This window comes from Clostridium massiliamazoniense (assembly GCF_001403635.1).
Lineage (GTDB): Bacteria > Bacillota > Clostridia > Clostridiales > Clostridiaceae > Sarcina > Sarcina massiliamazoniense.
In genome coordinates this window covers 536,721-563,170 of sequence record NZ_LN879468.1, presented here as the reverse complement: position 1 = coordinate 563,170, position 26,450 = coordinate 536,721, and the positions used below count along the sequence as shown (strand labels likewise).

Genomic DNA, 26,450 nt, shown 5'->3' with positions numbered 1-26,450 from the left:
TGCTAATATAATTTATGGATTAAAAATATGTTAATAATCTGGAGGTTACAGTTATGATAAATGCTACAAAAGATTTATTAAAAGAAAAATATCAATTCAATGATAAAACATTTAAACTTTTAGAAGCTACAATGAAAGATATAAAAAATGAATTTAAATATTATGATGAAATAAGAGAATTTAACCAAATAAAAGTTTTAAATGCCTTTCAAGAAGAAAGAATATCAGATACCCATTTTACAAACTCCACTGGATATGGTTATGGTGATATAGGAAGAGATACTCTTGATTTAGTTTATGCTAGAATTTTCAAATGTGAAAAAGCTCTTGTTAGACCACACTTTGTAAATGGCACTCATGCTATTGGAGCTGCTATATTCGGAAATTTAAGACCTGGAGATACATTATTAGCAGCTACAGGAAGCCCCTATGATACTTTACATAAACTTATAGGCGTTGAAGATAGTACTGAAAGAACAGGTTCTTTAAAAGAGTATGGAGTTAAATATAAACAAGTTGATCTAATTGATGGAAAAATAGATATAGAAACAGTAAAAAAAATATTATCTGAAGATAAGACTATAAAATTAGTTCATATGCAAAGATCTACAGGTTATGGATGGAGAAATGCATTTTCAGTAGATGAACTTGGAGATGCAATAAAAGAAATGAAAGCAATTAGAGAGGACATTTCTGTTTTTGTTGATAATTGCTATGGTGAGTTTGTAGATATAAAAGAGCCAACAGAAGTTGGAGCTGATTTAATGGCTGGTTCTTTAATAAAAAATATTGGTGGAGGAATTGCTCAAACTGGTGGATATATAGTAGGTAAAGCTGATTTAGTAGATCAAGCTTCTTATAGACTGACAACTCCAGGTATAGGTGGAGAATGTGGTTCAACTTTCAATGTAATGAGAGAATTTTATCAAGGTTTATTTTTAGCACCTCATATTGTTATGGAAGCTGTTAAAGGAGCTGTATTCTGTGCAAGAATTTTTGAATTAGCAGGTTTTGAAGTTCTTCCTAAATATAATGATAAAAGAAGTGATATTATACAAGCAATTAAATTCTTGGATAGAGATAAACTTATAAAATTCTGTAAGGGAATACAATATGGGTCACCAATAGACTCATTTGTTCAATGTGAACCATGGTCCATGCCAGGATATAATGATGAAGTTATAATGGCTGCTGGAGCTTTTATTCAAGGATCATCTATTGAACTTTCTGCTGATGCTCCAATAAAAGAGCCTTATGTAGCATATATGCAAGGTGGATTAACCTTTGACCATTCAAAAATTGCTATATTAATAGCTTTAAATAATGTAATAAATAACTAATAATTATTTTTAAAAGGTGATTTCTAGAGAATTTAGAAATCATCTTTTTTACATAAAATTACATAGGTCTATAAAAAATTTTTTAAATAGAAATATTTAATGAATTTTTAACAAATTTAATTACTTTTATTTACAAAAAAGTATTATTATATCTTTATATATAGAATAAATAACTCTAAAATTATTTAGGGAGTATAAAATAGAAAAAATTATAGGAGGGGATTATGAATAATAAGTTAAAAAAATTAGATTTATTTTTTGTGCTTTTTATTTTGGTTTTCTTTATATTGTTTAGCTTTATATTCTTATCAAAGGATTTTGATTCATTTAATAATTTTATATTATTTGGTGCTTTAATAATTGTATTATTCATAGCCTATTTTGAAAAGTTAATTTGGGGACTATTAAGTAGCATATTTATAATATTTCTTTATTCTAGCTATGAAATATATTATAGTTTTTCTCTTTCAACTCAATTACCACTAACTGTATACATGTGGATAATATTAATACCTTTTTTAGCTTATATAACAGGTAAAATATCTGAATCAATTAATGAAATAGCAGATGAAAATTTTGATCTAATAAATAAGTATAAAGAATTAGTTACTATAGATCATAGAACAGGATTAAAGAACATAAAGGCTTTTTATTTAGATTTAGAGAGAGAAATAAGCAGAACTATAAGACATAATACTAATTTATCTCTTATGGTGATTAAATTACCATTCTTAAACCAAATAAAATCTATATTAAGCCAAAATGAATTTAATGAACTATTAGATAGTATATCTAGAGCTTTAGAAGATTCTACTAGATTAGAAGATTCTATATATAATTTAGAAGATCATACTTTAGCTATATTAATGATTGAAACAGATATAAAAGGAGCTGAAGTTGTAAAAAATAGAATAAAAGATAAAATATCAAAAGAAAATTTAAAACTTAAAAGTAGTGGGAAAAATGTAATAATAGATTTACAAATAGGTATAGTTCAATATAGCAAAAATATTAAAAATGCCTTTGAATTTAAAGAAAAAGCAGAAGAGGAAACAATATATGATTTATAAAAAAAGTATTATTTTTATAATAACCATGAGTTTATCATTATTATTTATATTGAATAATAATGATAAAGTTTTCGCTGAACCTATAAATGGGAAAACTCTAATAATTTATAATAATCAATTAAATAACTCCCAAATATTAAATAATATTAAGTTTATTAGTAAGGCTTTTTCTAATACTATTACAACTATAAATATAAATAATTATACCAATAATTTAATTAACAATTATAGTAAAGTAATTATTATAAATTCTGAAGAGAAAATTAATAATTCTATTTTGTTAGACAATATTAAAAATTCAAACATCCCAATATGTTGGATTGGAACAGGACTTAATAAACTGCTTAATGTATATAGTTCTTCTATAAATATTATTGAACATAATACTATCGCTACTAATGTTACTTTTAATAATAATACTTATCCTATTAACATACAAAATACTTTTTATACTTTTCAAGGGTTAAATGGATTAAATATAAAAAGTAATTTTAGTGATGGAGATATAAAATTTTCCCTATATATTTGAATATAAGAATATAATGTATGTTACGGTAGTACCTAATTCTAAAATATTAATGAATATATTTTGTGAAAATTTACATAGCTTTTTTAATATCTCTGATACATCCACAAATAAAGAAGTTTCATTTACTTTAGAATTAAATAGTATAAATGATATTGATAATGTACTACAATATTCGAATTATCTTCACAAAGAAAATATTTCTTTTTGGGTAATTATATCAAGTAAATTAATATCCAATCATTCTATGGATGTAATAAATACATTAAATAAGATTCAAAATTTAGGTGGCAGTATAATTTTAAATGATAATTCTATCAATAATTATAATGATTTATTATCATATTTATTGAAGAATGGTATATATCCTTTAGGATTATATTTATCAGAAAATAATTTTCAACATTATGAAGAGTTAAAAAATAATTTTTCTTTATTCCTATTAGGAGATTCAACTTCAAAATATCTTAATGTATCAGATTTTCCTTATAAAATAGTAAATGCATCTAATACTTTTGTTATGGATAATTTAAATATTAATAACCTAGAAAGTGAGCTTTATATTAAAAAGTTTAAATATTATTTTTCAGCATTACCTAATGGAAGTTTTTCAAATATTATTATACCTTCCAATGTTAATTTAGAAATTTTTGAAGGTATAATTAATTGTATAAAATCTGAAAAAGCAATAATTGTTGATGTTAAAACACTTTCTAGCACTATAATTTTTAATGGTTCATATATAAAAAATAATAATGGTAGAGTATCTACAAATTATAAGAATTCAGATTTCAATAATAAACAAACTTCAATTATAGGAAAAATAAATAATATATTAATAATAATAGTTGGAGGATTTTGCATTATTTTTTTAATTGTTTTTATATATTATAGATACCTAAATAAAAAGAAATTTTTAAGGTGAGTTTTATGAAATTAGAAATTGTTAATATGCTTTTTATATTTTCTTTGATCTCTATTTGGATTTTATTACTTATAAATATCCTTTTAGCTTTCAATGGTTATATATATTACTTAAAAGTGCTTAAATCGGATATTAATTTAATTGAAGATTCAAATTGTCCTACAGTATCTATAATGATACCAGCTCATAATGAAGAAAAAGTTATTTATAATACAGTACGGTCTTTATTATTGTTAAATTATCCAAAGGATAAATATGAAATAATAGTAATAAATGATAATTCATCTGATAAAACAAATGAAGAATTACAAAGAGTAAAAAAGAATTATGAGGGAGATAATTTAAAAATCATAAATACAGATAAAATAACAGGTGGTAAAGGTAAATCTAATGCACTTAATATAGGATTTAATCATTCAAAGGGTGAATATATAGCAATTTATGATGCAGATAATACAGCTGAAAGAAATGCTTTAAAATATTTAATAACTAGAATACATTATGATAATTCCTTAGGTGCTGTAATAGGTAAGTTTCGAACCAGAAATAAAAAAAGCTCCATTTTAACTAGATTTATAAATATAGAAACTTTAAGTTTTCAATGGATGTCTCAAGGTGGTAGATGGAATTTATTTAATCTTTGCACCATACCAGGAACAAACTTTGTTATTAGAAGAGATATAATAAATAAGTTAGGTGGCTGGGATACTAAAGCTATTGCTGAGGATACAGAAATAAGCTTTAGAATTTATAAATTAGGCTATAAAATTGCATTTATGCCTTTAGCAGTAACTTGGGAACAAGAACCTGAAACTGTGAAGGTATGGTTTAAACAAAGAACGAGATGGGCAAAAGGTAATATATATGTTATAAGCAAGTATATGAAAGTATTATTAACTGAAAAACCTTCAAAAATTACCTTCGATATAATTTATTTCTTTGGTGTATATTTTTTCTTTTTATTTTCAGTAATAATATCTGATATATTATTTTGCTTAAGTATCTTTACTAATATACAAATAAGTATAAGTGGTAATTTTACTTTACTATGGATATTAGCTTACATACTTTTTGTTTTAGAAATATATGTAACGTTAGCCATAGAAAAGGGAGAGAGTACAATAGATAATTTAGTTCTAGTTCCAATTATGTATTTTACTTATTGTCAATTATGGTTAATAGTTGCTATTAATAGCCTTATACAATTTATAAGAGATAAATTATTTAAAAGAGAGGTTAAATGGTATAAAACTGAAAGATTCTAATGAAAGGTTAGACAAGAGTAATATGAAGAAATTTATTTTAATTATAGTATCACTTATTATTACATTTTCATCTATAACACTTTTTTCATCGGAAAAGGCCTATGCTGAACCTATGCCAACAAAGGATATTCAAACTCCTACTAATGCTAATCAAAATTTTAATTCTATAAATTTTATGTTTAATAATGATTTAAAATCTGTAGGAGTAGCTAGATCACAAAGTTTTTCTTTTTATATTCAAAAAAATTGGAAGCCTAAGGATTCATTTCTAAACCTTATTTTTACTCAGAGCCAATTAACTCTTAGTGATCAATCAACATTAACAGTTCAAGTAAATGGAATAAGTATATATTCTATTAGATTGGCAGGAAAAAATAATTATAATGAACAAATAAAAGTTCCAATAAGAGGTGAATTACTTAAATCTGGAGATAATATAATAACCATTGAAACACATAGAAGAATAAGTAATGATTTATGTGCAGATGACTCAAACACAGCAAACTGGATAGAATTTAGCAAGGATTCTTATGTTCATTTAAATTATAGTAATAAAGGCTCAAGATTTAATTTAAATGAATTTCCTTATCCATTTATAGATAATACTATACTTAATAGTACTATTAATGTTGTTACCCCTAAAAATCCGACTTCTAGTACTCTTTCAGCTGCTATGGAATTAAGCAGTTATTTGGGAAATTATGGAGGGGATGCTAACACTAAAGTTAATTTTACTACGTATGATTCTATAGATGATTTTAAAAATAAAAACATTATATTTATTGCTAATGAAAATAATTTACCTACGGACATAAGTTCTTTATTAACTAAAGAAGAGCTTGAAGCTATTAAAAATGAAACATTAATAAAAAATATAGCTAATCCAGTTAGCCCTAACTATAATATACTACTTATTATAGGGAGTGATTCAACGATTAATGAAGCAGTAAAATTTTTATATAATCCAACATTATTAGAACAAGCTAATCAAAACAGTATTTTTATAAATAGTTCTTTAAATGTTGATGATATACAAAATGACTCTAAAGAAGGAGATTTATTAAGCTTTAAAGATTTGGGTTATGGAAATGTAATTTTAAGAGGGCCTTTACTTCAAACTGCTAATTATAATTTTTCAATTCCTCCAAATAAATTAGTTCAAAATGGAGCTACACTTAATTTGAAATTTAGATATGCTAAAGATTTAGATTTTAATCGTTCACTTATAACTGCTTATATTAATAATATCCCTATAGGGAGTAAAAATTTAACAGAAGCAAATGCTGATAATGATTCTGTTACCTTTAGTATTCCTAAGGATATAACTCAAAGTAATAACTATAATGTTAGAATAGAGTTCAATTTAGCTATAAATGCTAAAGAATGCACAGCAAGAGACGATAAAAATCCATGGGCTTTTATCTCTAATGAATCTTATGTAAGTTTACCAACTAGTAATAGAGATTATTATAGTTTCAATAATTATCCTTATCCATTTGTGGAGAATAACAAGCTTAATAATATATTATTTGTATTACCTAATGACTTAAGTAATAATAATTTAACTATTGCAGCAAATATTATGTCTTATATTGGAAGGTATTCTAAGTATAATAACGGAAATATCAAAGTTATTACAGCTAATAATTTTAATAATTCTATGAGTAATTATAATATAATAATGTTAGGCACTCCAGCTAATAATACTGCAATAAAAGATATAAATAATTCTTTATATCTTAAGTTTAATAAGGACTTTACTGGATATGAATTAAATAATCCTAAGATTCAATTATTACCTAATTACAGTGAAAATATAACTACATTACAATTATTAAAATCACCATTTAATTCTTCTAAGGGATTATTAGTCATCTCAAGTCCTAAAGAAGAGGATTTAAATCTTGCTAGCGACATTTTAAATAACTCTAAAGATATATATAAGCTTAAAGATAATGTTTCAATTTTAGATAATGATGGAAATGTAATTAATTATAGTTTTGATTTACCTCAAGATAAAATAGAGGCTAATAAAACTAAAAAATATAATATAAATATGTCTATAGTTGTTTTTATAATAATGTTAATTATAATATTTATTATAATCGGATTATTATTTAGGAAAAAATTCAAGAAATATAAATAAAAAGTTTTAAAGCTATATTATAATCTTAATAGACTGTAATATAGCTTTAATCATTGAAAGGAGAAACTATGATAAAAAAAATAATTGCTATAGCTTCTATTATAATAATTATTGTGATAACTTTCTTCTTAGGTTTTACCTATATCAATAAAAAAAACTCTAGTTATGGAAGTATAAATCAATATAGAGATTTAAAATCTGGAGATTTAGCTACAGACTATACAATCCCTCAAGCTTTAAATGATATAAAATCTATGAATTTAAATACAATAAATATACCTATAGTTGTAAATATAAAGACTTTGAATTCTAATGAAGTAGAAATTGAGAATTGGAGTTTAGATAGGGCTATAGAGTTAATAAAGGAGCTAAAGGGGACTAATGTTAAAATTATTTTAGAACCATATCCCTGGATTGATAACGGTTCTAAATATGAAACTAATTTTAATCCAACTGATAAAAAATTATTTTTTGAAAATTGGGAAGATAATGTTATTAAACCAATTTTAAATAAAGTAGCAATTCCATATAACGTTTTTGCTATTAATATAGCATCTAATTTTGTTAATTTATATTCTTATTCTACTTATTGGGATAATATAATAGCTTATATAAGAAAAAATTTTAAAGGGTTTATAACATATAAAGTTTCTTGGTGGTATACAGCTAAGTGGGATAGAAATAGTTATAAAAATTTTGATGATGTATTAAATAATGAAACCTTATCAAGAGTAGATTTCATAAGTGTTGCTGCTTATTTTGAACTTTCTAATAATGAATATAACACTGTAGAGCAACTGAAAAATGATTTATATTCTACCACTAGGTATAATAGAGAACAGGATGTTGTAAAACAACTATATGAACTTCATAAAAAATGGAATAAGCCAATATTTTTTGGTGAATTAGGTTTTCCTAAAAAGGCTGGTGCTGCTATAGAACCATGGAATGAAAATATTTCTAATACCGTTAATGACACTGAACAAGCAAATTGTTTTAAAGCTTATGAAGAGGTATTTTCAAAAAAAGATTGGATTTTAGGATTTTCTGTATTTGCTATAGGCAATAATAATACTGATCATTGGTATTATCCTTGCAATGAAAGCAAAGAAATAATAAAAAATTGGTACAATAAATAAAAAAATGACTGTCTTAAAATAGAATATATCCTATTTTAATGCAGTCATTTTTTTTAATAATTTCTATAAATACCAACTAATTTTCCTAAAATAGAACATTCCTTAACTATTATAGGTTTCATGTTTCTATTTTCTGGTTGAAGTCTATATTGATTTTTTTCTTTAAAAAATCTTTTTATAGTAGCTTCTTCACCAATCATAGCAACAACTATTTCTCCGTTTATTGCAGTAGTACATTTTTCTATTATAGCTAGATCACCATCTAAAATTCCAGCTTCAATCATACTTTCACCAGAAACTTTCAACATAAATAAGTCTTTATTATGCTTGACATAATCTATAGGCAATTGAAAATTATCTTCTATATTTTCAACAGCTAAGACAGGTTCTCCCGCTGTAATTTGACCTACTATTGGTATTGAAATCATTTCTTTCTTATTTGATAATTCTACAATCTCTAGTGCTCGTGGTTTAGTAGGATCTCTATATATATACCCCTTTTTTTCTAATCTTTTTAAGTGCCCATGTACAGTAGATGTTGATTTTAATGAAACTGCTTCACATATTTCTCTAACTGAAGGCGGGTACCCTTTATCATTAGTATATTTTAGTAAGAAGTCATAAACCTCTTTTTGTTTTTGAGTAATTTGATCTGCCATAATACACACCTCATAATATTATTGTACTCATTATATCATAAGTATGAGCTTATATCAAACATACGTTCTTCTTTATAAAAATCATAATAATTATATACAATATCAAAATCCTTTATTTGACAACTCTAATCTGGTAATGTTATTATTATATTACAATAAGTATTACTTTACCTGGTAATACTTACTGTAATACTAAATAAGGAGAAGGTTATGAACAATAAAGAATTAAAAGTAAAATCCTTCAGAGTAGATGAAGATACGTTTTCCAAATTTAAAGAAATAGCTGCATCAGAATTCGGAAACCAAGGGCAATGTTTAGATGCTCTTATAAACCTTTATGAAACAGAACAATCTAAAAGCACATTAGTAACACGTCAATTAGAAATAGAAAGTTTTCAAGATTATATAAATAAAATAAATAGACTTTTTGTAACATCATTACAATTAAGTGAAGATGCTGAAAATAGAGCGAAAGAATCTTTTGTGAAAAAATTAGAATCAAAAGATGAGGCTCTTTTAACTTTGAAAGAAAAATTGGAAATAAAACAAAAAGAAGAACAAATGTTGAAAGAAAAAATCAAAGAATTACTTGGAGAACAAAAAAAATATAAAGAGGAATTAGAAAATTTAGAAGAAAGTAAAAGCACTTTAACTCAATTAGCTAATAGAAATTTTGATTTATCAGAAGAATTGAAAAAGAAAGTTCAAAAACTAGAAAAAAAAATATCAGACCAAGAAAAAATAGACGAATCTTTATTAAAAGTTAAAGAAGATTTGTTAGAAGAAAAAAATAAAACAAATCAATTAAATAGAGAATTAGAGGAAGAAAGGAAAAATATAAGTAATGTAAAAAAAGAATTATTAATAAATGAAAAAAGAATCGAAGATTTATTAGAAGAGAAAAAATCATATCAATTACTTATAGAAAGACTTAGAAGCGACCATAAGACGGAATTGAATATTTTAGAAGGTAAGTATTCTGAAAGATACAAAAACGAATTAGAAGAGCGTATAAACCTCTTAAAAAGAGAGCATAATTTAGAAATAAAAGAATTAGAATTTAAAATAAAAACATTAGAAAATAGGAGTTAACATTACTAGTTTTATTTGTTATAATATAAAGCACCATTTAAGAAAGGAATGAATAACATGCATATTATTAATGAAGATGATATTTGCGATATAATCGGAGGGAAACCTTGCAATAACTGTGGCAAATGCCTAGAGATGGAAGGTATAGATATTAAAGCAATAAATATAGATAGTATAGCTAAAAAAGAAGAAGAGAATGCTTTTCTAGAAAGTCAATTAACAGATTCTAATTTTACTTTAGATAATCTAGTGTTAGAAAAAGAGGAAAGTGATTGGGGAGTAAAACTAGAAGATTATAATTTAGAATACGAAGATGCCTTCGAACATATAGAATACTTAGAAGATATGGATTTTAATGATGATTTATTCTTAGAAGAAAATACAGAAGAGTTAGCTCCTGGTCTTAGAAGAATAAAGAAAAAATAGAGTAGGGGAGACCTACTCTATTTTTATATATTAGATAGAGGGTTTTTATTAACTGCCTCCCTTAAATCATCATCATCAACATGGGTATATATTTGTGTTGTAGATATATTTTCATGACCTAAAACACTTTGTATACTACGTATATCTACCTCCCCATGCTTATACATCAAAGTCGCAGCAGTGTGCCTTAATTTATGTGGTGTATACTTTGTTCCAAGCCCAACTTGTGTAGTATACTTTTTAACCATCAATTCTACAGTTCTTTTATTAATCGGTCTATTTCTTGAAGATATAAACATAAAATCCTTATATTCATCAGGTATATTGAGCCCTTCTCTAAATTTTAAATATTCATCTAACGCTTTTATGCAAAGTTTATTCAAATATACAACTCTTTCTTTATCACCTTTCCCTACAATAGATAATGTATCTCCTCTGAATTTGCTTATTTTTATGTTGCAAAGTTCCGATAATCTCATTCCGCAATTCAAGAATAAAACTAAAATACAGTAATCCCTTTTATAATTTTTATTATCTTTATCCATATTATCAAGTAGTTTAATACTTTCTTCTAAGGTTAAATATATAGGGTTTCTCTTTTCAATTTTAGGAGTCTCTAAATCTGCAGTTGGATTTTCTTTTATTATTTTTATTTTATTTTGAAGAAACTTAAAATAAGATTTCAAAGCAGCAACTTTTCTTGATTTGGCATAATTACCATTATCCCTAACCTGCTCAACATAACTTAAAAAGGCATATAAATCTCTAAGTTGCACTTCTTTTACAAAATTATCATCCAAATCACTTATATCTAATTCTAAAAGTTCAACACCTTTAGGCAACCCTCTTTTATAAGCTTTTAGAAATTTGAAAAACAATATCAAATCAGTTCTGTATCCAATTATCGTATTTGGAGATTTACCTTTTATTGTTTCCAAATAACTCAAGAAATCCGTTAGAGATTCAGGTCCTTTGATAACTAAGTTTAAATTTTTATTTCCAAAAAAATCATTATTTTTATCATTACTATTAAAAAAGAAATTATCCTCAGTTATTGTTTCGAAATTATTTTCCGTATTCCTGTTGCTTTTAGAATTTTTTTTAGCTTTAGATTTACTTCTATTAAGCCCTAATTCTTTTAGCCAAATTTGAACTGTTCTAATATTCACTTTGTATATATCAGCGAGATCTTTAGTGTTTAATTTTTGTTTTTCTAAAAGTATATAAATATCTTTTATTATATATTCGTAATTTCTATTATTATTTTCAGCTTTATAATTATTATATATTTTTTTTAATTTTTCCTTATCTTTTTTACTTAACTCAACATTTAAAAGTTTTTTTATTTCTTCGGTATAAACGAAGTTTTTATATTTATATTTTTTCGTTGTATCTTTCATATACTTTTTCTCCTAAATACATTGATATAACTATATTATACCACACTTTTCATTGTTAACAACGAATTTCGTTAAATAACAATTTAACGAAATTATATAAAGATTAAATCCTTTAACCCCCATAACCACTTAACGATTTAATCTTATCACACCCAACCCATATACCTTTCTAATTCACAACACTCATATGCAGAAAAATAAAATTTAAAACTTTAACGAATTACCAAAATTACCTTCTCTCAATTTTCAAATTCATTTTTTTATTAAAATCGTTGTAAGTATTTTTACCAAGCAACTCAAATATAAAAGACATTCAATTAGATGTAGTTATATAAATTGCAAATTTTTAATTATTTTCACTTATGATAAATAGATGTTGTGATAAACAAATATTAAATAAAATAGTTTTTTTCATCAATATCCAAAGTTTCAATTGGTATTACTATATTTTTTTGAAAACATTTTATTTTATAGCTTTATAAAACTTCTAACAACATCTATTATACCTCACCTTTCTATCTTTAAATAGTAATACATTAAGTATTACAATATAATGTATTGCTATTATTAAATTATTTTATTAACATTGATTTTTTAAGAAAATTTACACAAAAAAATATTTATAGTATAAAAAATAGGAATCATATAAATTCTATTTATACAATTCCTATTTTCTAATATTATATTTCTCTATTTTTTACCATATTTTCATATTCAGAAACAGAAATGGTTTTACCGTTTGATAATGTATAACTTATTATTTTATTCTCATTATCTCGTTCTACAGACTTAATAGTCAACTTCATAAAAAATCACCTCAATAGTAGTTTTTTATGAAAAAATTTTTTTATACGTTTATTTCACTTTTTATAGATAAAGCCTCTTCATTTTCTTCTAATATATTGTTTACATATTCTTCTATAAATTCAACAACTTGACTAGAAGCTCTTCCTGTAAACTTTATAGGATCAATTATTTTTAATATTTCTTCCTTAGATAACTTAAATCTTTCATCCTTAATTATATTATCTATAAGATTATTTGATAATCCTTCACCCTTAACTCTTTTAGTGGCTTCCATTGAATATTCACGAATTATTTCATGAAGTTCTTGTCTATCACCACCACGTTTAACAGATTCCATCATTATATTTTCGGTAGCCATAAAAGGCAATTCACTTTCTACATGTGCTTTAATAACTTTATCATAAACAACCATTCCCTCAGAAATGTTTATATACAGGTTTAAAACACCATCTAGAGCTAGAAAACCTTCTGCCATAGCAATTCTTTTATTAGCTGAGTCATCTAAAGTCCTTTCAAACCATTGAGTAGCTGCAGTGATAGCAGGATTTAAAGCATCAACCAATACGTATCTAGCTAATGATCCCATACGTTCGCTTCTCATAGGGTTTCTTTTATAAGCCATAGCAGATGATCCTATCTGACTTTTTTCAAAAGGCTCCTCTATTTCCTTCATACTTTGAAGTAATCTTAAGTCATTGGAAAATTTATAGGCACTTTGTGCTATCTCAGATAAAGTATTTAAAACTATAGAATCTAATTTTCTAGGATATGTTTGACCAGTGACAGCATAACTTTTATTAAACCCCATCTTCTTTGCTACTATAATATCTAAAGTTTTCACTTTTTCTTCGTCACCTTCAAATAAATTCATAAAGCTAGCTTGTGTACCAGTAGTTCCTTTTACGCCTCTAAGTTTCAACGTACTTATTAAAAATTCTAAATTTTCCATATCCATAACTAAATCCTGCATCCACAAAGTAGCTCTTTTTCCTACTGTAGTTAACTGAGCAGGCTGAAAATGTGTAAATCCCAGAGTTGGCATATCTTTATATTCTAAAGCAAATTTTTTTAAATTATTTAATACTACAGCAATTTTCTTTTTAATTAAGCTTAGAGCTTCTTTCATAACAATAATATCTGTATTATCACCAACATAACAACTAGTAGCCCCTAAATGTATTATCCCCTTTGCCTCAGGACACTGTTTACCATAAGCATAAACATGACTCATTACATCATGTCTTACTTCTTTCTCCCTAGCTTCAGCTACATCATAATTTATATCATTTATGTATGCTCTTAACTGCTCTATTTGTCTCTCACTTATATTTAAATCTAATTCTTTTTCTCCCTCTGCTAAAGCTACCCATAACTTTCTCCACGTTGAAAACTTCATATGATCAGAAAAAATATATGACATTTCTGATGATGAATATCTAGAATTCAACGGATTATTATATAAATTTTTCATTTAATCCCCTCCTAAAACATTTGTTAAAAATTCCTAAAATAATTATATCATAAATAATAAATAATATGAACAAAAATAGTAATTTTTAATTTAATGTTCGTATTTTTATGCTTTCTAATTTTAGTATTTACAAAAAGACTAAATATATAACCAAAAGAAGTACTCTTAATATAAGTCAGATTTTTTCTATATATAAAAAAAGATGATTTACCGATACCTACTAGTAAATCATCTTATATTATAATAAAACTTATATAACCAATTAAATATAAGCTAAAAAATCAATTTGAAATCTAAATTGATTTTAACTTTATAATAACATTAATCACCAAAACTAATTCCCATCATTTTAGCTGCTGCAACCTTTTCATCATTAGCAGTTATACACTTAGTATTACCGATAACTTCTTCTAAACTTACATAAGATATATTTTGTCCTTTTAAACACACCATATTACCAAATAATTCTTCATTTATAAGTTCAGTAGCCTTTACTCCATATCTTGTTGATAGTATTCTATCATAAGCAGATGTATTACCACCTCTTTGAATATGCCCAAGAGTTGTGCTTCTAACTTCATGATTCTTAATTATAGCTTCTAAATCAGCAGCTATTTTATTCCCTATGCCTCCTAGTCTTATTGGATCTGGACTATCATCAACTATTTTCGCAACAACAACATCTCCATCTTTTGGTTTTGCACCTTCTGCAACTACAATAATAGTAAATTGCTTTCCAGCCTCTTCTCTTTCTTTAACTTTATCAACTATTTTATTAAGATCATATGGTATTTCTGGAATTAATATAACATCTGCAGAACCAGCGATACCAGCATCTAAAGCTATCCATCCAGCATTTCTTCCCATTACTTCTAACAACATTATTCTATGATGTGATTCAGCAGTTGTATGCAATCTATCTAAAGCTTCACAAGCAATTTCTGTAGCTGTATTAAATCCAAATGTAACATCTGTTGCCAATAAATCATTATCTATTGTTTTTGGAACACCTATAACATTAACTCCTTTTCTAGCAAAATCTCTAGCTGAAGTTAAAGTTCCATCTCCACCTATAACAACTAGTGCATCTACTCCTAAATTCTTCATGTTTTCTATAGCTTTATCTGATACATCTTTTTTTACAGTTTCACCATTTTCAATTACTTGATAGTCAAATAAATTATCCTTATTTGAACTATGTAATATAGTTCCGCCTCTATGAAGTATTCCAGATATAGAATTTAAATCTAGCTTTATATAATCATTATTATATAATCCTCTATACCCAAATTTATACCCTATTACCTCGTAACCATATTGAAGTATAGCTGTTCTGGTTACTGCTCTTATAACTGCATTAAGCCCTGGACAGTCTCCACCCCCAGTTAATAAAGCTATTTTTTTGATTTTCTTAGACATGTGTTCTCCCCCTCTTACCACTTAAATATTACAGGTTAAGAATTTTTTGACCAATTTAATTTTATTCAGGCAATATGATTAATAGTACCTATTAAAATTATATACTATGGTAATACTTTCTTGCAATGGTAATTTAATGAAATTGATAATTTAATATAATTAATAACCTGCATAGATTAGTCTTTTAGACAAACCATATACAGGCCATATATATAACTATTAAATTATTTTTGTAAATAATAATACTGCTAGTACTATACCAGCACAAACTCTATAAATAGCAAAAACTCTCATAGGTTTCTTCTTTAAGTAGCTTATAAACCTTTCTATTACAATAAGTGATACTACAAAAGCTACTATAAATCCAATTATTAAAGCTACCCAATAAGTTGAATTCATTATAGAATAATCAAACTTCAATAAGTCTAAAGCTGAAGAACCAACCATAGCTGGAATAGCTAAAAAGAAGGTGAATTCTGTTGCTACAGTTGTATTAAAACCAGCAACCCATCCTCCCATTATAGTTGAAGCACTTCTAGACATTCCTGGCCACATAGCTAAACATTGAAAAAAGCCTACTAATAAAGATTGTTTATAAGTTATTTCATCAACAGATTTAGCTTCTCTTCTTTTCTTTCTATTCTTCAAATACCAACTTTCTATAACTACTAACAAAATACCACCAACTATAAAAGCTATAGCAACTGAATCTGTGTTAAATAAGCCTTTGATTTTATCATATAAAACTAATCCAAAGAACATAGCTGGTAAACTACCTAAAATAACGTTTATGCCAAATTTAAAACCAGTCTCCGATTTCTTCACTAAAGATTTATCTTTCTTTATAAACCCGATTATATAGTTAAAAAACTCAACAATAGAACCAAAAATTTTCTTCCTATATAAAACTACAACAGCTAAAATAGCACCTAATTGTATTACAACTTCATACATTTCAGTAAACTGAGATGCTTGAGGCATTGTAGAATTTCTAAAGTTTATTAAGTCCCCCACTAAAATCATATGCCCTGTAGAAGAAACTGGAACAAACTCTGTAAGTCCCTCTACAATAGCTATAATTATAGCCTTAAAAATAAATAAAAAATTCATTAATTTCCTCCCCTTATATTTTATTGTTAAACATTTCTATTATACTAAATTAATTATATGTATGTCTATTTACTTATTTATGTATAATGTTAAATTAAAAAATATATTTTAAACTATTATGTTAATTCACTGTAAATAATGCAATTTACATTCCCTATAATATATAATATAATATTTAATGTTATTTAGATAATATGAGATATAATAAATATTTAACATAATTTGCATACTTAAAAGTTAGGCGGTGTTTAAAATAAGTACAATTGCTATATTAACAACAAAAATGGCTCAATCATTGGCAAAAAACTTGTTTAAAGGTGGAAGTAACTATCCAGGTAAAATGGCCTTAAAAATGGATAAAGATATTTTGAAAAAAGTTGCAGCTAATTATAATGTAATATTAGTTACTGGAACAAATGGTAAAACTACTACTACATCAATGATCTATAATGTATTAAAGGCAAATGGATTTGATGTAATAACAAACAGTACAGGTGCTAACATGTATCCAGGTATAGTTAGTTCATTTGTTGAACATTATAAGTTTTCTGGAAATAAAAACAGATATGCTGTTATAGAAGTCGATGAAGCTAACGTTAAATTTATAACTGAACATATAACTCCTCAAATAATTACTATTACTAATTTATTTAGAGATCAATTAGATAGATATGGTGAAGTTTATACTACTTTAAGTAAGATTATGGAAGGAATTGTTAAAGTTCCAGAAACTACTTTATTATTAAATGGAGATGAATCACTATTAGCAAAGCTAGATGTTCCTAATAAGAAAGTTTATTATGGATTTGAAAAATCACCAATGACTGATACTAAAATAGATATAAATGCTGACGCTAAGTTTTGTAAATTCTGCAAATCACCTTACGAATATAATTTCATAACTTATAATCACTTAGGAGATTTTTATTGTCCTAATTGTGGATTTAAAAGAGAAAATTTAACATATAAAGTTACTGATATCGTTGATTTAAATCCTGATGGTTCAGTAGTAAAATTAAATGGATCACAATTTACTATAACTCAATCAGGTTTATACAATATATATAATGCTCTGTGTGCTTACTCAATAGCTAAAGAATTTAATATATCAGATGAAGTGATTGAAAAATCATTTACAAGTCAAAGTTCAAGTTTTGGTAGACAAGAAGTTATTAAAATAGGCAATAAAGAGTTAAAAATAATCTTAGTAAAAAATCCTGCTGGTTATAACCAAGCCTTAGAAACTTTATGTCTAAACTCTAATGCCTTCTCAGCTGCCTTCATGCTTAATGATAACTATGCTGATGGAAGAGACGTATCTTGGATTTGGGATGTTAAATTTGAAAAACTTGCTAACATGAATATTAATGAAGTATTTATATCTGGAATGAGATTATACGATATGGCTGTAAGACTTAAAATAGCTGGATTAGATCCTTCTAAATTTATAATGGAGTCAGAATACGAAAAATTAGTTGAAAACTTTAAAAAGTCTTCACAAGATAAAATATATGTGTTAGCTACCTATACTGCTATGATAAACTTTAGAAAATACCTACATTCAAAAGGGTATATAGAGAAGTTATGGTAGATAGAAAGGAGTTAATAAAAATGGAACTTAATTTATGTCATTTATATCCTGATCTTCTAAACGTATATGGAGATGTAGGGAATTTATTAATATTAAAACATAGAGCTGAAGCTAGAGGCATAAATGTTACTATGTCAAATATATCTATGGGAGATACTTTCAAAAAAGAAGATCACGATATAGTTTTATGGGGTGGAGGTCAAGACTTTGAACAATCAATAGTCTCAACAGACTTAGTTGGAGAAAAAGTAGATTCACTAAAAGATTATATTGAAGATGGAAAAGTATTAATTGCAATATGTGGTGGATATCAATTACTAGGTAAATACTATACAATGGCTAATGGTGAAAAAATAGATGGATTAAATATCCTAGATGTTTACACCGAAGCTGGAGATACTAGATTTATCGGAAATACTGTTATTCATAATGATGAATTTAATGAAACTTATGTTGGTTTTGAAAATCATTCTGGTAGAACTTATCTTGGAAAAGGATTAAAACCAATGGGAAAGGTTTTAGCTGGATATGGTAATAATGGAGAAGATAAAGCTGAGGGATGTGTATATAAAAATACATTTGCAACTTATTTTCATGGATCATTATTATCAAAGAATCCAGAACTTGCAGATAGATTTATAAAATTAGCTTTAGAAAAGAAGTATAATAAAGAAATTAATTTAGAGCCTTTAGATGATTCTATAGAATTAAAGGCAAAGGAATTTATAGTACAAACTTATGCTAATAAGTAATAAAAAAGACTATGCTTTAAAAGTATAGTCTTTTTTATTTTCTTCTTCTTCTATGTCCTGCACTCATAGAATTATTTGATTTACTATTTATTTTTATTATAAATGATAATACAACAAAAATTAACATTCCTAAAGCAATAGTAAGTAACCACGTAAAAAAATCCTTCATTGTTATATTATACTTACCAAAAAAAATATTTACCTTGCTAATTATAAAGTGGATGAATCCTATAGATACCGTTGCAACACCACCTATAACAGATGCTATTAAACCTTCTTTAATTCCTTTAAATAAGCTTAATATACCCAAAAGAATAAATGTTATTATGAGCACTACATAAATAGCCATATTGAATCTCCTAAAATAATTACTACACTTAAATTTACTTCACTTCTCTAAAATATATGAATAAATTTAAAGTATTAATTTACTTTAGAAGAAAATAGTTATATCTTATTCCCATGTTTTCCATATATCTATAGCATATCCTACAGTAGCTTCTTTTCCATTTCTTACAATAGGAGTATTATACAAAGATGGATTCTTCAAAAGCATATCTTCACGAGTTTCTGCTCCTCTTATTTTATCCATATTTAATTTAACATAATCTTTGGATTTTTTATTAATTAAATTTTCAAGTCCAATAGCTTTTTTTACACTTTGAAGTTCACCTTAAAAAATCTTTCAGCCTTCTTAGTATCATTACATTTTTTAGTTCCAAATATCTGTATATTCATTCTTTTACCTCTTCTTATATATAATATAAATTAAAATAATATATATTATATCATAAGCAAAATATTATATTAAACTTTAAAATATTCAAAATAATATAAGAAAAACTAACCATATCTTAATTTTTTCTTAAAAATCAATATGGTTAGTTTAACTACAGATTCATCTCTTATTAATTTTTATAAACTATTTAATACCTTTAACTTGAATTTCATATATTCTTACTGCTGAGTCAGAATTTTGTGTTGGCTTTATTGCTGTAACTCTTACATATTTAGCTTTCACAGGTTTAAATGTATCTAATGTATTAGCTGCTGAATTTCTAGTAACATTAACTACTTCTGTAAAATCTACACTATTTTCACTAACTTCAATAGTATACGCCTTTGTATTCATTCCATCACTTTCACCACCTGCTTCTGCATGAGCCATAGCAACTTCACTTATGACTTTAACACCACCAAGATCTACTGTTATTGAATGTGGTGCTTTTCCTGTAGCGCACCATTTTATATCTGTTTTCCCATCAAAAGCAAATTGAGGTGCTTTGTTATTATTTACAAAGGATGATGCTTCAACTTTTTTACCTTCTGATAAATTAGCTAGCTCTTTAGCTTCATTAGTAACCTTTATTACTTGTTCAAGAACTTTAGTATTTTCTCCAGACTTATTTTTAGCTACTAACTTAATTGTATAATCACCTTCTTTATCGTAAACAACCTTTGGTGATTTTTCAGTACTACTCTCTACTTTTGCTCCTTTTAATTCCCAAGCAAAAGTTTCTGAATTTGGAGAAGAAATATTTTCTAAAGTTATTTCTTCGCCCGGAGCAACTAATGTTTTTGAAATTTTAAATTCTGCTTTAGGAATTCTATTATCTGGCCATTCCATTGAAGCACTTGAACTAGTTCCTCTTTCTCCATTCTTATTAATAGCAAGAACTTCAAAATTAGTTGTATTTTCTTCACCTTCTCTTGGTAAAGCATTCAAGAAGAAATTATTACTTGGAGTAACACCAAGGAAAGATTTTGTGCCATCTTGATTAGTTTGATAAATTTCAAAATGACTTGTATCAGAATCTTTATTACTCTCCCATGATAATTTTACTCCTGCAAACATACCATCTTCATCAAAAACCTTATCATCAACTTTTAAGTTTGTTGAAGAAGCTTCTTTAGCATCCTTAGTTATGGAAATATTCCCAAGATTAACTCTTAATCCACTTATAGATTCATCTGAAGATAAACCAAGTGAAATTGTTTTTATAGATTTTCCAGATAACTTAGAAACATCATAAGATATAGTTGACCAAGTATCAGCTGTTACCTTATCCTTTGACTTTAAAATCTCAGTTGAACCATCATGTAATTCTAATATTAAATCAAGATTAACTTCCTTAGAGGCATTTATAGTAGTTTTAAATGAAACTTTATCTTCTAATTTCAAATCTGCACTATATAATTTAATTGTAGATGCTTTTCCACTATCTAAATTTCCAGATAATTTAATTGAATTTCCACCATAAAAGGCATTTGCATAATCTATATTAGCATCTATCTTATTATTACCTTCATTTTTTATCATCCATCTGTATGTTGGCATAATATCAGACATACTTCTATTATTCCAATCTGTCTCTGAAACTTTTTCACCATTAATAAAGAAATTATATCCATGTCCTAAATTAAAATTGGTAACAAAAGGTAAGTTATTAATAACTGTTTTTTCTATAGCATAAGTAGAAATACCCTTCCATTCTTTATCTGTTGCCATTGTTTTTACTGAAGGATCATTATTTTCATTAACCCAAAGTCTATTTTCCTTATCATGAAAATCATCAATAGATTGTGCTGATGAATAAGTCCAACTAGGGCAATATAATCCTAAAGAGGTATTCCCCTTTTCGAATAAATCCCAGCGAATAGGTGTATTTATTCCATTTTGTTGAATGTCAACTCCAGCAAATAATTTATTAGGATTAATTCCAAGTTCATCAGCCTTCTTAGTTGAAGCTTCTAAAAGATTTTGATCAGCAAGTTTATCAGTCGTCCACCAAAAGTTTAAAAACATACTATCTGCAATAGCTTTTTTATCATCTCCAACTAAGAAAAATTTATTTTCATCAGTTAAAGCATTTTGCCACTCCATTTTACCATCCTTAGTCATTGAATCATACCACATTAATTCAAGATTTTCCTTAGCTTTTTCTTTAAATTGACTTATAAAATCTTTCATAAGAACAGCATGCCCCTCTGTTAATGGCTCTTCTTCAGTTCCTTGTGTTTCTTGATTTATAAACCATCCATCAAAACCATAAGTATTTGCAACCTCTATAAGTTTATCAACCATTGGAAAATTCCCATTTGAATCTTTAGTTAAAAATTCATTTAACCACTCGATTTTTCCACCATGCTCTGTCATTGGGAAAAATACTGTTCCTAAAACAGGAACTCCATTCTTATGTGCAGAATCTATAACATCAGCACTTGGAGGGACTATAAGCCCTTCACCTGATGAACCTCCCCAATAAACCATCTTATCTATATACTGCCAATAGGAAAATACATTAGATGAAAATTTATTACTTCCTTGTGATGGATTTCCACTTGTACTACTATTCATTATAGAAATAGCAACTATCTCTTTATCCTTTGATTGCGTATCATTTACAGGAAATAATTTATCCTTATTAACCCTATTAGCTAATTTTATAGTACTTTTATTAAAATTAATATTTTTGTCATTACTAGGAGTCCAATTTAATAATTCAGACGGAAACCAATGAGGTGCTGTTGGTTGATTATTCATTATAAGTTCAGGATTTGTTACTTCTTTACTTATTGTATACTTAAATTCATTTACATTCTTCTTTTGATTAAAAGCAGTACAACTTACCATAGAAGAAGCAATAGAAAATGATAAAAATACCGCCATTAATAACTTAAGTTTTTTTCCACCTTTTTTATAATTTTTTTTATTTTTACTTTTTTTACGTAGCTTCATAAATATCCCCCTTGAAATTTAGATATTAAAAAGTTAAAGGTTTTCATCAAGTCTAAAAATAAATTTAAATTATATCTATACTTTACCAATAAATTTGAAAAAGCATAATGAAAAAAATTTAGATTTTATGGACAATTTCTAACTACTATTTTCATATACTTTATTTTTTAGTATAACTATATTCTCTTTAAAATAAAAAAAATAATAGTGAACAACTTATATTTCTATAAATCATTCACTATCAATTTTCTATTTTGATTCATTTAGATTTAATACTTTTTTACTTCCCTTTTTGTTTAAATAAAAATATAATTTTACCACTTACCGTTAGCCATATGCCCTGCAAGCTCTGCTTTACATCTTTGTTTTATAACCCAAGCTTCATTTTTTGCTTTTTCAAAACCAGATACACACTTTGGATCAAGGTTTAATATTATACCTTCTTCTGAAAGTTTAGCAATCTTTTCTGCTAATAAAATAATTTCAGCATGAATGCTGTTAGTTCTATCTGAAGCATAAATTTTATCAGCATCTTCCTTACTAAGTTCAACGAACTTATCCTTTCCTAAATTACATTTTGGACAAACTTCTGGTGCTTCAACTCCTTCAGCTACATATCCACAAACAGTGCATTTAAACAACTTTTTCATAACTATTTCCTCCTCTATTTATATATCTATCTCTACTTACGATATTTCAAATATATTTATTTCTAATTATTATATTTAATAGTTTAATCTAAATAATAATTATTGTCAACTAATTATATTAATTAATTAAAATCTAGTTTGATATTATATATCCCCAATGAAAATATAATTTTTTTAATGAAATTAAGAGAATAATAGAATTTATTAAGTTAATATTATATGAGATTAGATATTTCCTCCTAATCTCATTTTTCTTTATACAAAAAAACTAATCACGTCATAGCCTTTTTACAAAATGACGTGATTAGTAATTTATAAACAAAATCTATTCAAATTTTAAATATAGAACTTTAAAGAATGGCTTACCATCCTATTTGTTCATTGCTTCTTCTACAGCAACTGCTACAGCAACTGTCATACCAACCATTGGATTGTTACCAGCACCGATTAATCCCATCATTTCTACGTGAGCAGGAACTGATGAAGAACCAGCAAAGACAGTTAGCTACCTCAGTGAGGTTAAACAAAAACATATTTTCACGTTAATACTTGTTTATATTATAACTCAACGTACACTAACTATTCAATAAAAATTTTAAAAATATTTTAAAATAAAAAATCTCTACATTAATATATAGTATTAAAATTAAAAAAATATCTAATTCAATATTTTCTCTAAAATATGTATAAAAAAATATTGTATGATTTGATTAGATCATACAATATTAAAAAATTATTATTCTCTATCTTTAATCTTCTTATTTCTTTTAACTTATTTATAGTTCTACTACTTAGTTAACGCTGGATGTACAAATTCATTTTCACTAAGATCTATAAAATTATCAGTAAGTATTTTATCCCAATTAATTTTATCTACAGTATCTTTACTGTAGTCAAAACTTAATGCCTTTCCTTCCGATTCATTTCCATACTTATCTATAAATTTAGTATTAAACATAAATTGATAAGAACTTATTTTATCTCCTACTTTAGCATCAACTGCTTGTATAATTGCTTTAGCATCTAAATAAGCACCTTTAATCATAAAATTATTTGTTAGATTATCTGATAAATTCATTATAAAAACTACAGGACTTCTATCTCCCTCTAATCCTTCTACATAGTTTACTTGTGTTACATTATCAATAGATTTAGGTATAGCAGCTGTAATCATATCTTTTGTTGACTTTTTTGTTTCAACAGGAGCTTTTTCTACTACTGGTGCTGATTCTTCTTTAGCCTTTTTATCATCTTGTTGTATTACTTCTTTATTTTCAACTTTACTAGGAGTAGATTCACTATCAGAAGTTAAATAACCTACAAGCATAAATCCAAAAAATACAGTTACTATAGTTCTTATTACCTTATTAAATTTTTTGTACTTAAACATAGTGAAAAGACCAACTGGAAAAAATACAATAAGCATTAATACAGTAAACCAAGTCCTTTCAAAAACACTAACTTTCATTTTTTCTTTCATTTCATCACCCCAACAAATATATTACCATATTAAAAATGATTATAAATTAAATAATTTGTTAATAATTGTAAATATGAGATTATATGGATATTAGTCTTTTAGTAGTTGGTGGTATAACTTTAATTATTTTATTGCTTCTTATGTATATTTCAATAATGAAATTTTTAATGAATTATAAATTTTAGATTAAAAGAATTAAGTAAACTTCTACAATTTATTCCTCGTGCAAATGAAATAAAAGCAATGCTAAAAAACTGCATTGCTTTTACTGATTTTAAACTTATAAAAGTGGTGTAAAAAGTATATTTATCAAATTTTGATAGCATAAACAGGTATAGTTTATAGATATAATTTGTATTTATAAGTTTAAATGTGCACTTTTAACCATAGTAATTAAAAGTTGATAAGTGTATTGGCTATTATAACTCTCTCAAATATATAATATTATTATTTAGAATTTTTTTCAATATATTACTCATATTGTTAAAATAACTTTTATTTTTTCTTAACTTCTATAATAGTTGCATTATTTTTAAGAGCTGTTTCTACCATTCCTAAAATATTTTTATGATTCGCATAAGCTGTTCCTCGTTGTTTTCCATCTACAAAAACTCTGTAAACATTAGATGTTGTAGTAGAATTAGTTTGTTGTTTTGGAATATAATTAGCTCCTGTAATAGCTTTAAATATCGCCCTGCAGATTTTTTCAGTATCCCACTTGTCCATATCCTCTTTATTTGAACAGAATCCAAGTTCTATTAATACAGCACTAGCATTTGTGTTTCTAAGGACATAGAAATTAGCTTCTTTTTTTCCTCTATTTTTCCACCCTATAGAGCTTACCAATTCATTTTGAATTTTAACAGCATATTCATGTCCTTTTCCACTTTTAGCATAAGAAAAAGTTTCTACACCATTTGCATTTTTATCTGAGAAACAATTTAAATGTAAAGATATAAATAAATCTAAATATTGTTTATTTGCTAATGTTACTATATCAGCTAAATCATTATTTGATTTATCTACTGTACAATCTATAGCACTATGACCTGATTCTTTTAACATAGTTCTTAATCTTTTACCAACTAATCTATTCATATCAGTTTCATTTTTATATCCAACTGCTCCTGTTCCTTTTCCAGTTAAACAATGTCCATCATTAATACCATATATCATATTTACTTCTCCTCCCCTGAAACTTTTTTCTCTACTGCTTCTAATCTAGTATCTATCTTAATTAAAGTAGTATTGAAACTATCTAAACTCTCTCCAAATCTATCTAGTTGTGCAAATAGTTTTTCTTCTCTTTTATTATTATCCTCTCTTTGTTGCTGGTTAGTTGTATATATAAAATAAGCACATCCCATCACACAAGCTATGGGAAAGCCTAAATTTGTTATTATTTGTTCCATCTTCTTTCACCTCTTTAAAATAATTTTCTTA

23 protein-coding genes and 2 pseudogenes are annotated in these 26,450 nt (G+C 26.0%); 11 read left to right on the top strand and 14 right to left on the bottom strand.

Annotation, left to right across the window (positions count from 1 at the left end; all coding sequences use genetic code 11):
• Positions 1 to 53: 53 nt before the first annotated feature.
• The 7 genes from ARA19_RS09605 to ARA19_RS09575 all read left to right on the top strand — a co-directional run bounded on the left by ARA19_RS09605 (position 54) and on the right by ARA19_RS09575 (position 8,411).
• Entirely contained in the window at positions 54 to 1,340 is a 1,287-nt protein-coding gene (locus tag ARA19_RS09605) for a methionine gamma-lyase family protein (RefSeq protein WP_055070748.1), read from the top strand.
• A 224-nt stretch (positions 1,341 to 1,564) separates the two neighbouring features.
• Complete coding sequence (locus tag ARA19_RS09600; protein WP_055070747.1) at positions 1,565 to 2,410, top strand: GGDEF domain-containing protein; 846 nt, start codon at positions 1,565 to 1,567, stop codon at positions 2,408 to 2,410.
• Positions 2,400 to 2,939: a hypothetical protein gene (locus ARA19_RS09595; RefSeq protein WP_055070746.1), complete on the top strand. Its 540-nt coding sequence runs from the start codon at positions 2,400 to 2,402 to the stop codon at positions 2,937 to 2,939. Before ARA19_RS09600 ends, ARA19_RS09595 begins: the two co-directional genes overlap by 11 nt.
• A 49-nt stretch (positions 2,940 to 2,988) precedes the next feature.
• Positions 2,989 to 3,861, top strand: coding sequence for a hypothetical protein (locus ARA19_RS09590; RefSeq protein WP_147574388.1), 873 nt, complete (start codon positions 2,989 to 2,991; stop codon positions 3,859 to 3,861).
• Positions 3,862 to 3,866: 5 nt separating this feature from the next.
• Positions 3,867 to 5,126, top strand: a complete 1,260-nt coding sequence (locus tag ARA19_RS09585) for a glycosyltransferase family 2 protein (RefSeq protein WP_055070744.1) — start codon at positions 3,867 to 3,869, stop codon at positions 5,124 to 5,126.
• A gap of 22 nt (positions 5,127 to 5,148) precedes the next feature.
• Positions 5,149 to 7,272 carry a cellulose biosynthesis cyclic di-GMP-binding regulatory protein BcsB gene (locus ARA19_RS09580; protein ID WP_055070743.1) on the top strand — a complete coding sequence of 708 codons (2,124 nt, stop codon included), beginning with the start codon at positions 5,149 to 5,151 and terminating at the stop codon, positions 7,270 to 7,272.
• 68 nt (positions 7,273 to 7,340) lie between these two features.
• Positions 7,341 to 8,411 carry a glycoside hydrolase family 113 gene (locus tag ARA19_RS09575; protein WP_055070742.1) on the top strand — a complete coding sequence of 357 codons (1,071 nt, stop codon included), beginning with the start codon at positions 7,341 to 7,343 and terminating at the stop codon, positions 8,409 to 8,411.
• A 53-nt stretch (positions 8,412 to 8,464) separates the two neighbouring features.
• Here ARA19_RS09575 and lexA read toward each other — a convergent pair whose 3' ends face one another.
• Complete coding sequence (gene lexA, locus ARA19_RS09570; RefSeq protein ID WP_055070741.1) at positions 8,465 to 9,070, bottom strand: transcriptional repressor LexA; 606 nt, start codon at positions 9,068 to 9,070, stop codon at positions 8,465 to 8,467.
• Between the two features lie 210 nt (positions 9,071 to 9,280).
• On the opposite strand from lexA, the gene ARA19_RS09565 reads away from it, so the two are divergent.
• Together ARA19_RS09565 and ARA19_RS09560 are read left to right on the top strand one after the other, a co-directional pair.
• Positions 9,281 to 10,162, top strand: coding sequence for a coiled-coil domain-containing protein (locus ARA19_RS09565; protein WP_055070740.1), 882 nt, complete (start codon positions 9,281 to 9,283; stop codon positions 10,160 to 10,162).
• A gap of 57 nt (positions 10,163 to 10,219) precedes the next feature.
• Positions 10,220 to 10,588 carry a hypothetical protein gene (locus tag ARA19_RS09560; protein WP_055070739.1) on the top strand — a complete coding sequence of 123 codons (369 nt, stop codon included), beginning with the start codon at positions 10,220 to 10,222 and terminating at the stop codon, positions 10,586 to 10,588.
• A gap of 23 nt (positions 10,589 to 10,611) precedes the next feature.
• Here the strand turns inward: ARA19_RS09560 and ARA19_RS09555 are convergent, their stop codons facing one another.
• The 5 genes from ARA19_RS09555 to ARA19_RS09540 form a co-directional block, all read right to left on the bottom strand.
• The gene (locus ARA19_RS09555; RefSeq protein WP_055072101.1) at positions 10,612 to 11,565 is read right to left on the bottom strand and encodes a tyrosine-type recombinase/integrase; all 954 of its coding nucleotides are present in this window, start codon (positions 11,563 to 11,565) and stop codon (positions 10,612 to 10,614) included.
• Positions 11,566 to 12,668: 1,103 nt separating this feature from the next.
• On the bottom strand, positions 12,669 to 12,794 hold the full coding sequence (locus ARA19_RS18140) for a hypothetical protein (protein ID WP_278321695.1): 126 nt from the start codon (positions 12,792 to 12,794) through the stop codon (positions 12,669 to 12,671).
• A gap of 41 nt (positions 12,795 to 12,835) precedes the next feature.
• Positions 12,836 to 14,266, bottom strand: a complete 1,431-nt coding sequence (gene purB, locus ARA19_RS09550) for an adenylosuccinate lyase (RefSeq protein WP_055070738.1) — start codon at positions 14,264 to 14,266, stop codon at positions 12,836 to 12,838.
• A 321-nt stretch (positions 14,267 to 14,587) separates the two neighbouring features.
• Positions 14,588 to 15,685, bottom strand: coding sequence for a 6-phosphofructokinase (locus ARA19_RS09545; protein WP_055070737.1), 1,098 nt, complete (start codon positions 15,683 to 15,685; stop codon positions 14,588 to 14,590).
• A gap of 219 nt (positions 15,686 to 15,904) precedes the next feature.
• Positions 15,905 to 16,795, bottom strand: a complete 891-nt coding sequence (locus ARA19_RS09540; RefSeq protein WP_055070736.1) for an undecaprenyl-diphosphate phosphatase — start codon at positions 16,793 to 16,795, stop codon at positions 15,905 to 15,907.
• Positions 16,796 to 17,078: 283 nt separating this feature from the next.
• Between ARA19_RS09540 and ARA19_RS09535 the strand changes: the two genes are divergently transcribed.
• On the top strand, positions 17,079 to 18,386 hold the full coding sequence (locus ARA19_RS09535) for a Mur ligase family protein (protein WP_084764569.1): 1,308 nt from the start codon (positions 17,079 to 17,081) through the stop codon (positions 18,384 to 18,386).
• A 20-nt stretch (positions 18,387 to 18,406) separates the two neighbouring features.
• Positions 18,407 to 19,138, top strand: a complete 732-nt coding sequence (locus tag ARA19_RS09530; protein ID WP_055070735.1) for a type 1 glutamine amidotransferase — start codon at positions 18,407 to 18,409, stop codon at positions 19,136 to 19,138.
• Positions 19,139 to 19,172: 34 nt separating this feature from the next.
• On the opposite strand, the gene ARA19_RS09525 is transcribed toward ARA19_RS09530, so the two are convergent.
• From ARA19_RS09525 to ARA19_RS09495, 8 genes and pseudogenes are all read right to left on the bottom strand, one after another.
• Positions 19,173 to 19,487 (bottom strand): hypothetical protein, encoded by a 315-nt coding sequence (locus ARA19_RS09525; RefSeq protein WP_055070734.1) that lies wholly within the window; start codon positions 19,485 to 19,487, stop codon positions 19,173 to 19,175.
• Between the two features lie 105 nt (positions 19,488 to 19,592).
• A pseudogene (locus ARA19_RS09520) lies at positions 19,593 to 19,876 on the bottom strand (arsenate reductase family protein).
• A gap of 184 nt (positions 19,877 to 20,060) precedes the next feature.
• Positions 20,061 to 22,877, bottom strand: a complete 2,817-nt coding sequence (locus ARA19_RS09515; RefSeq protein WP_055070733.1) for an endo-beta-N-acetylglucosaminidase — start codon at positions 22,875 to 22,877, stop codon at positions 20,061 to 20,063.
• Positions 22,878 to 23,191: 314 nt separating this feature from the next.
• Positions 23,192 to 23,527 carry a rubredoxin-like domain-containing protein gene (locus ARA19_RS09510; protein ID WP_055070732.1) on the bottom strand — a complete coding sequence of 112 codons (336 nt, stop codon included), beginning with the start codon at positions 23,525 to 23,527 and terminating at the stop codon, positions 23,192 to 23,194.
• A gap of 370 nt (positions 23,528 to 23,897) precedes the next feature.
• Positions 23,898 to 24,023 (bottom strand): annotated as a pseudogene (locus ARA19_RS17165) (GGGtGRT protein); the annotation flags it as partial.
• Positions 24,024 to 24,314: 291 nt separating this feature from the next.
• Complete coding sequence (locus ARA19_RS09505; RefSeq protein WP_055070731.1) at positions 24,315 to 25,007, bottom strand: hypothetical protein; 693 nt, start codon at positions 25,005 to 25,007, stop codon at positions 24,315 to 24,317.
• 495 nt (positions 25,008 to 25,502) lie between these two features.
• Positions 25,503 to 26,183 (bottom strand): N-acetylmuramoyl-L-alanine amidase, encoded by a 681-nt coding sequence (locus ARA19_RS09500; protein WP_055070730.1) that lies wholly within the window; start codon positions 26,181 to 26,183, stop codon positions 25,503 to 25,505.
• 2 nt (positions 26,184 to 26,185) lie between these two features.
• Positions 26,186 to 26,419 (bottom strand): hypothetical protein, encoded by a 234-nt coding sequence (locus ARA19_RS09495; RefSeq protein ID WP_055070729.1) that lies wholly within the window; start codon positions 26,417 to 26,419, stop codon positions 26,186 to 26,188.
• Between the last annotated feature and the right edge of the window lie 31 nt (positions 26,420 to 26,450).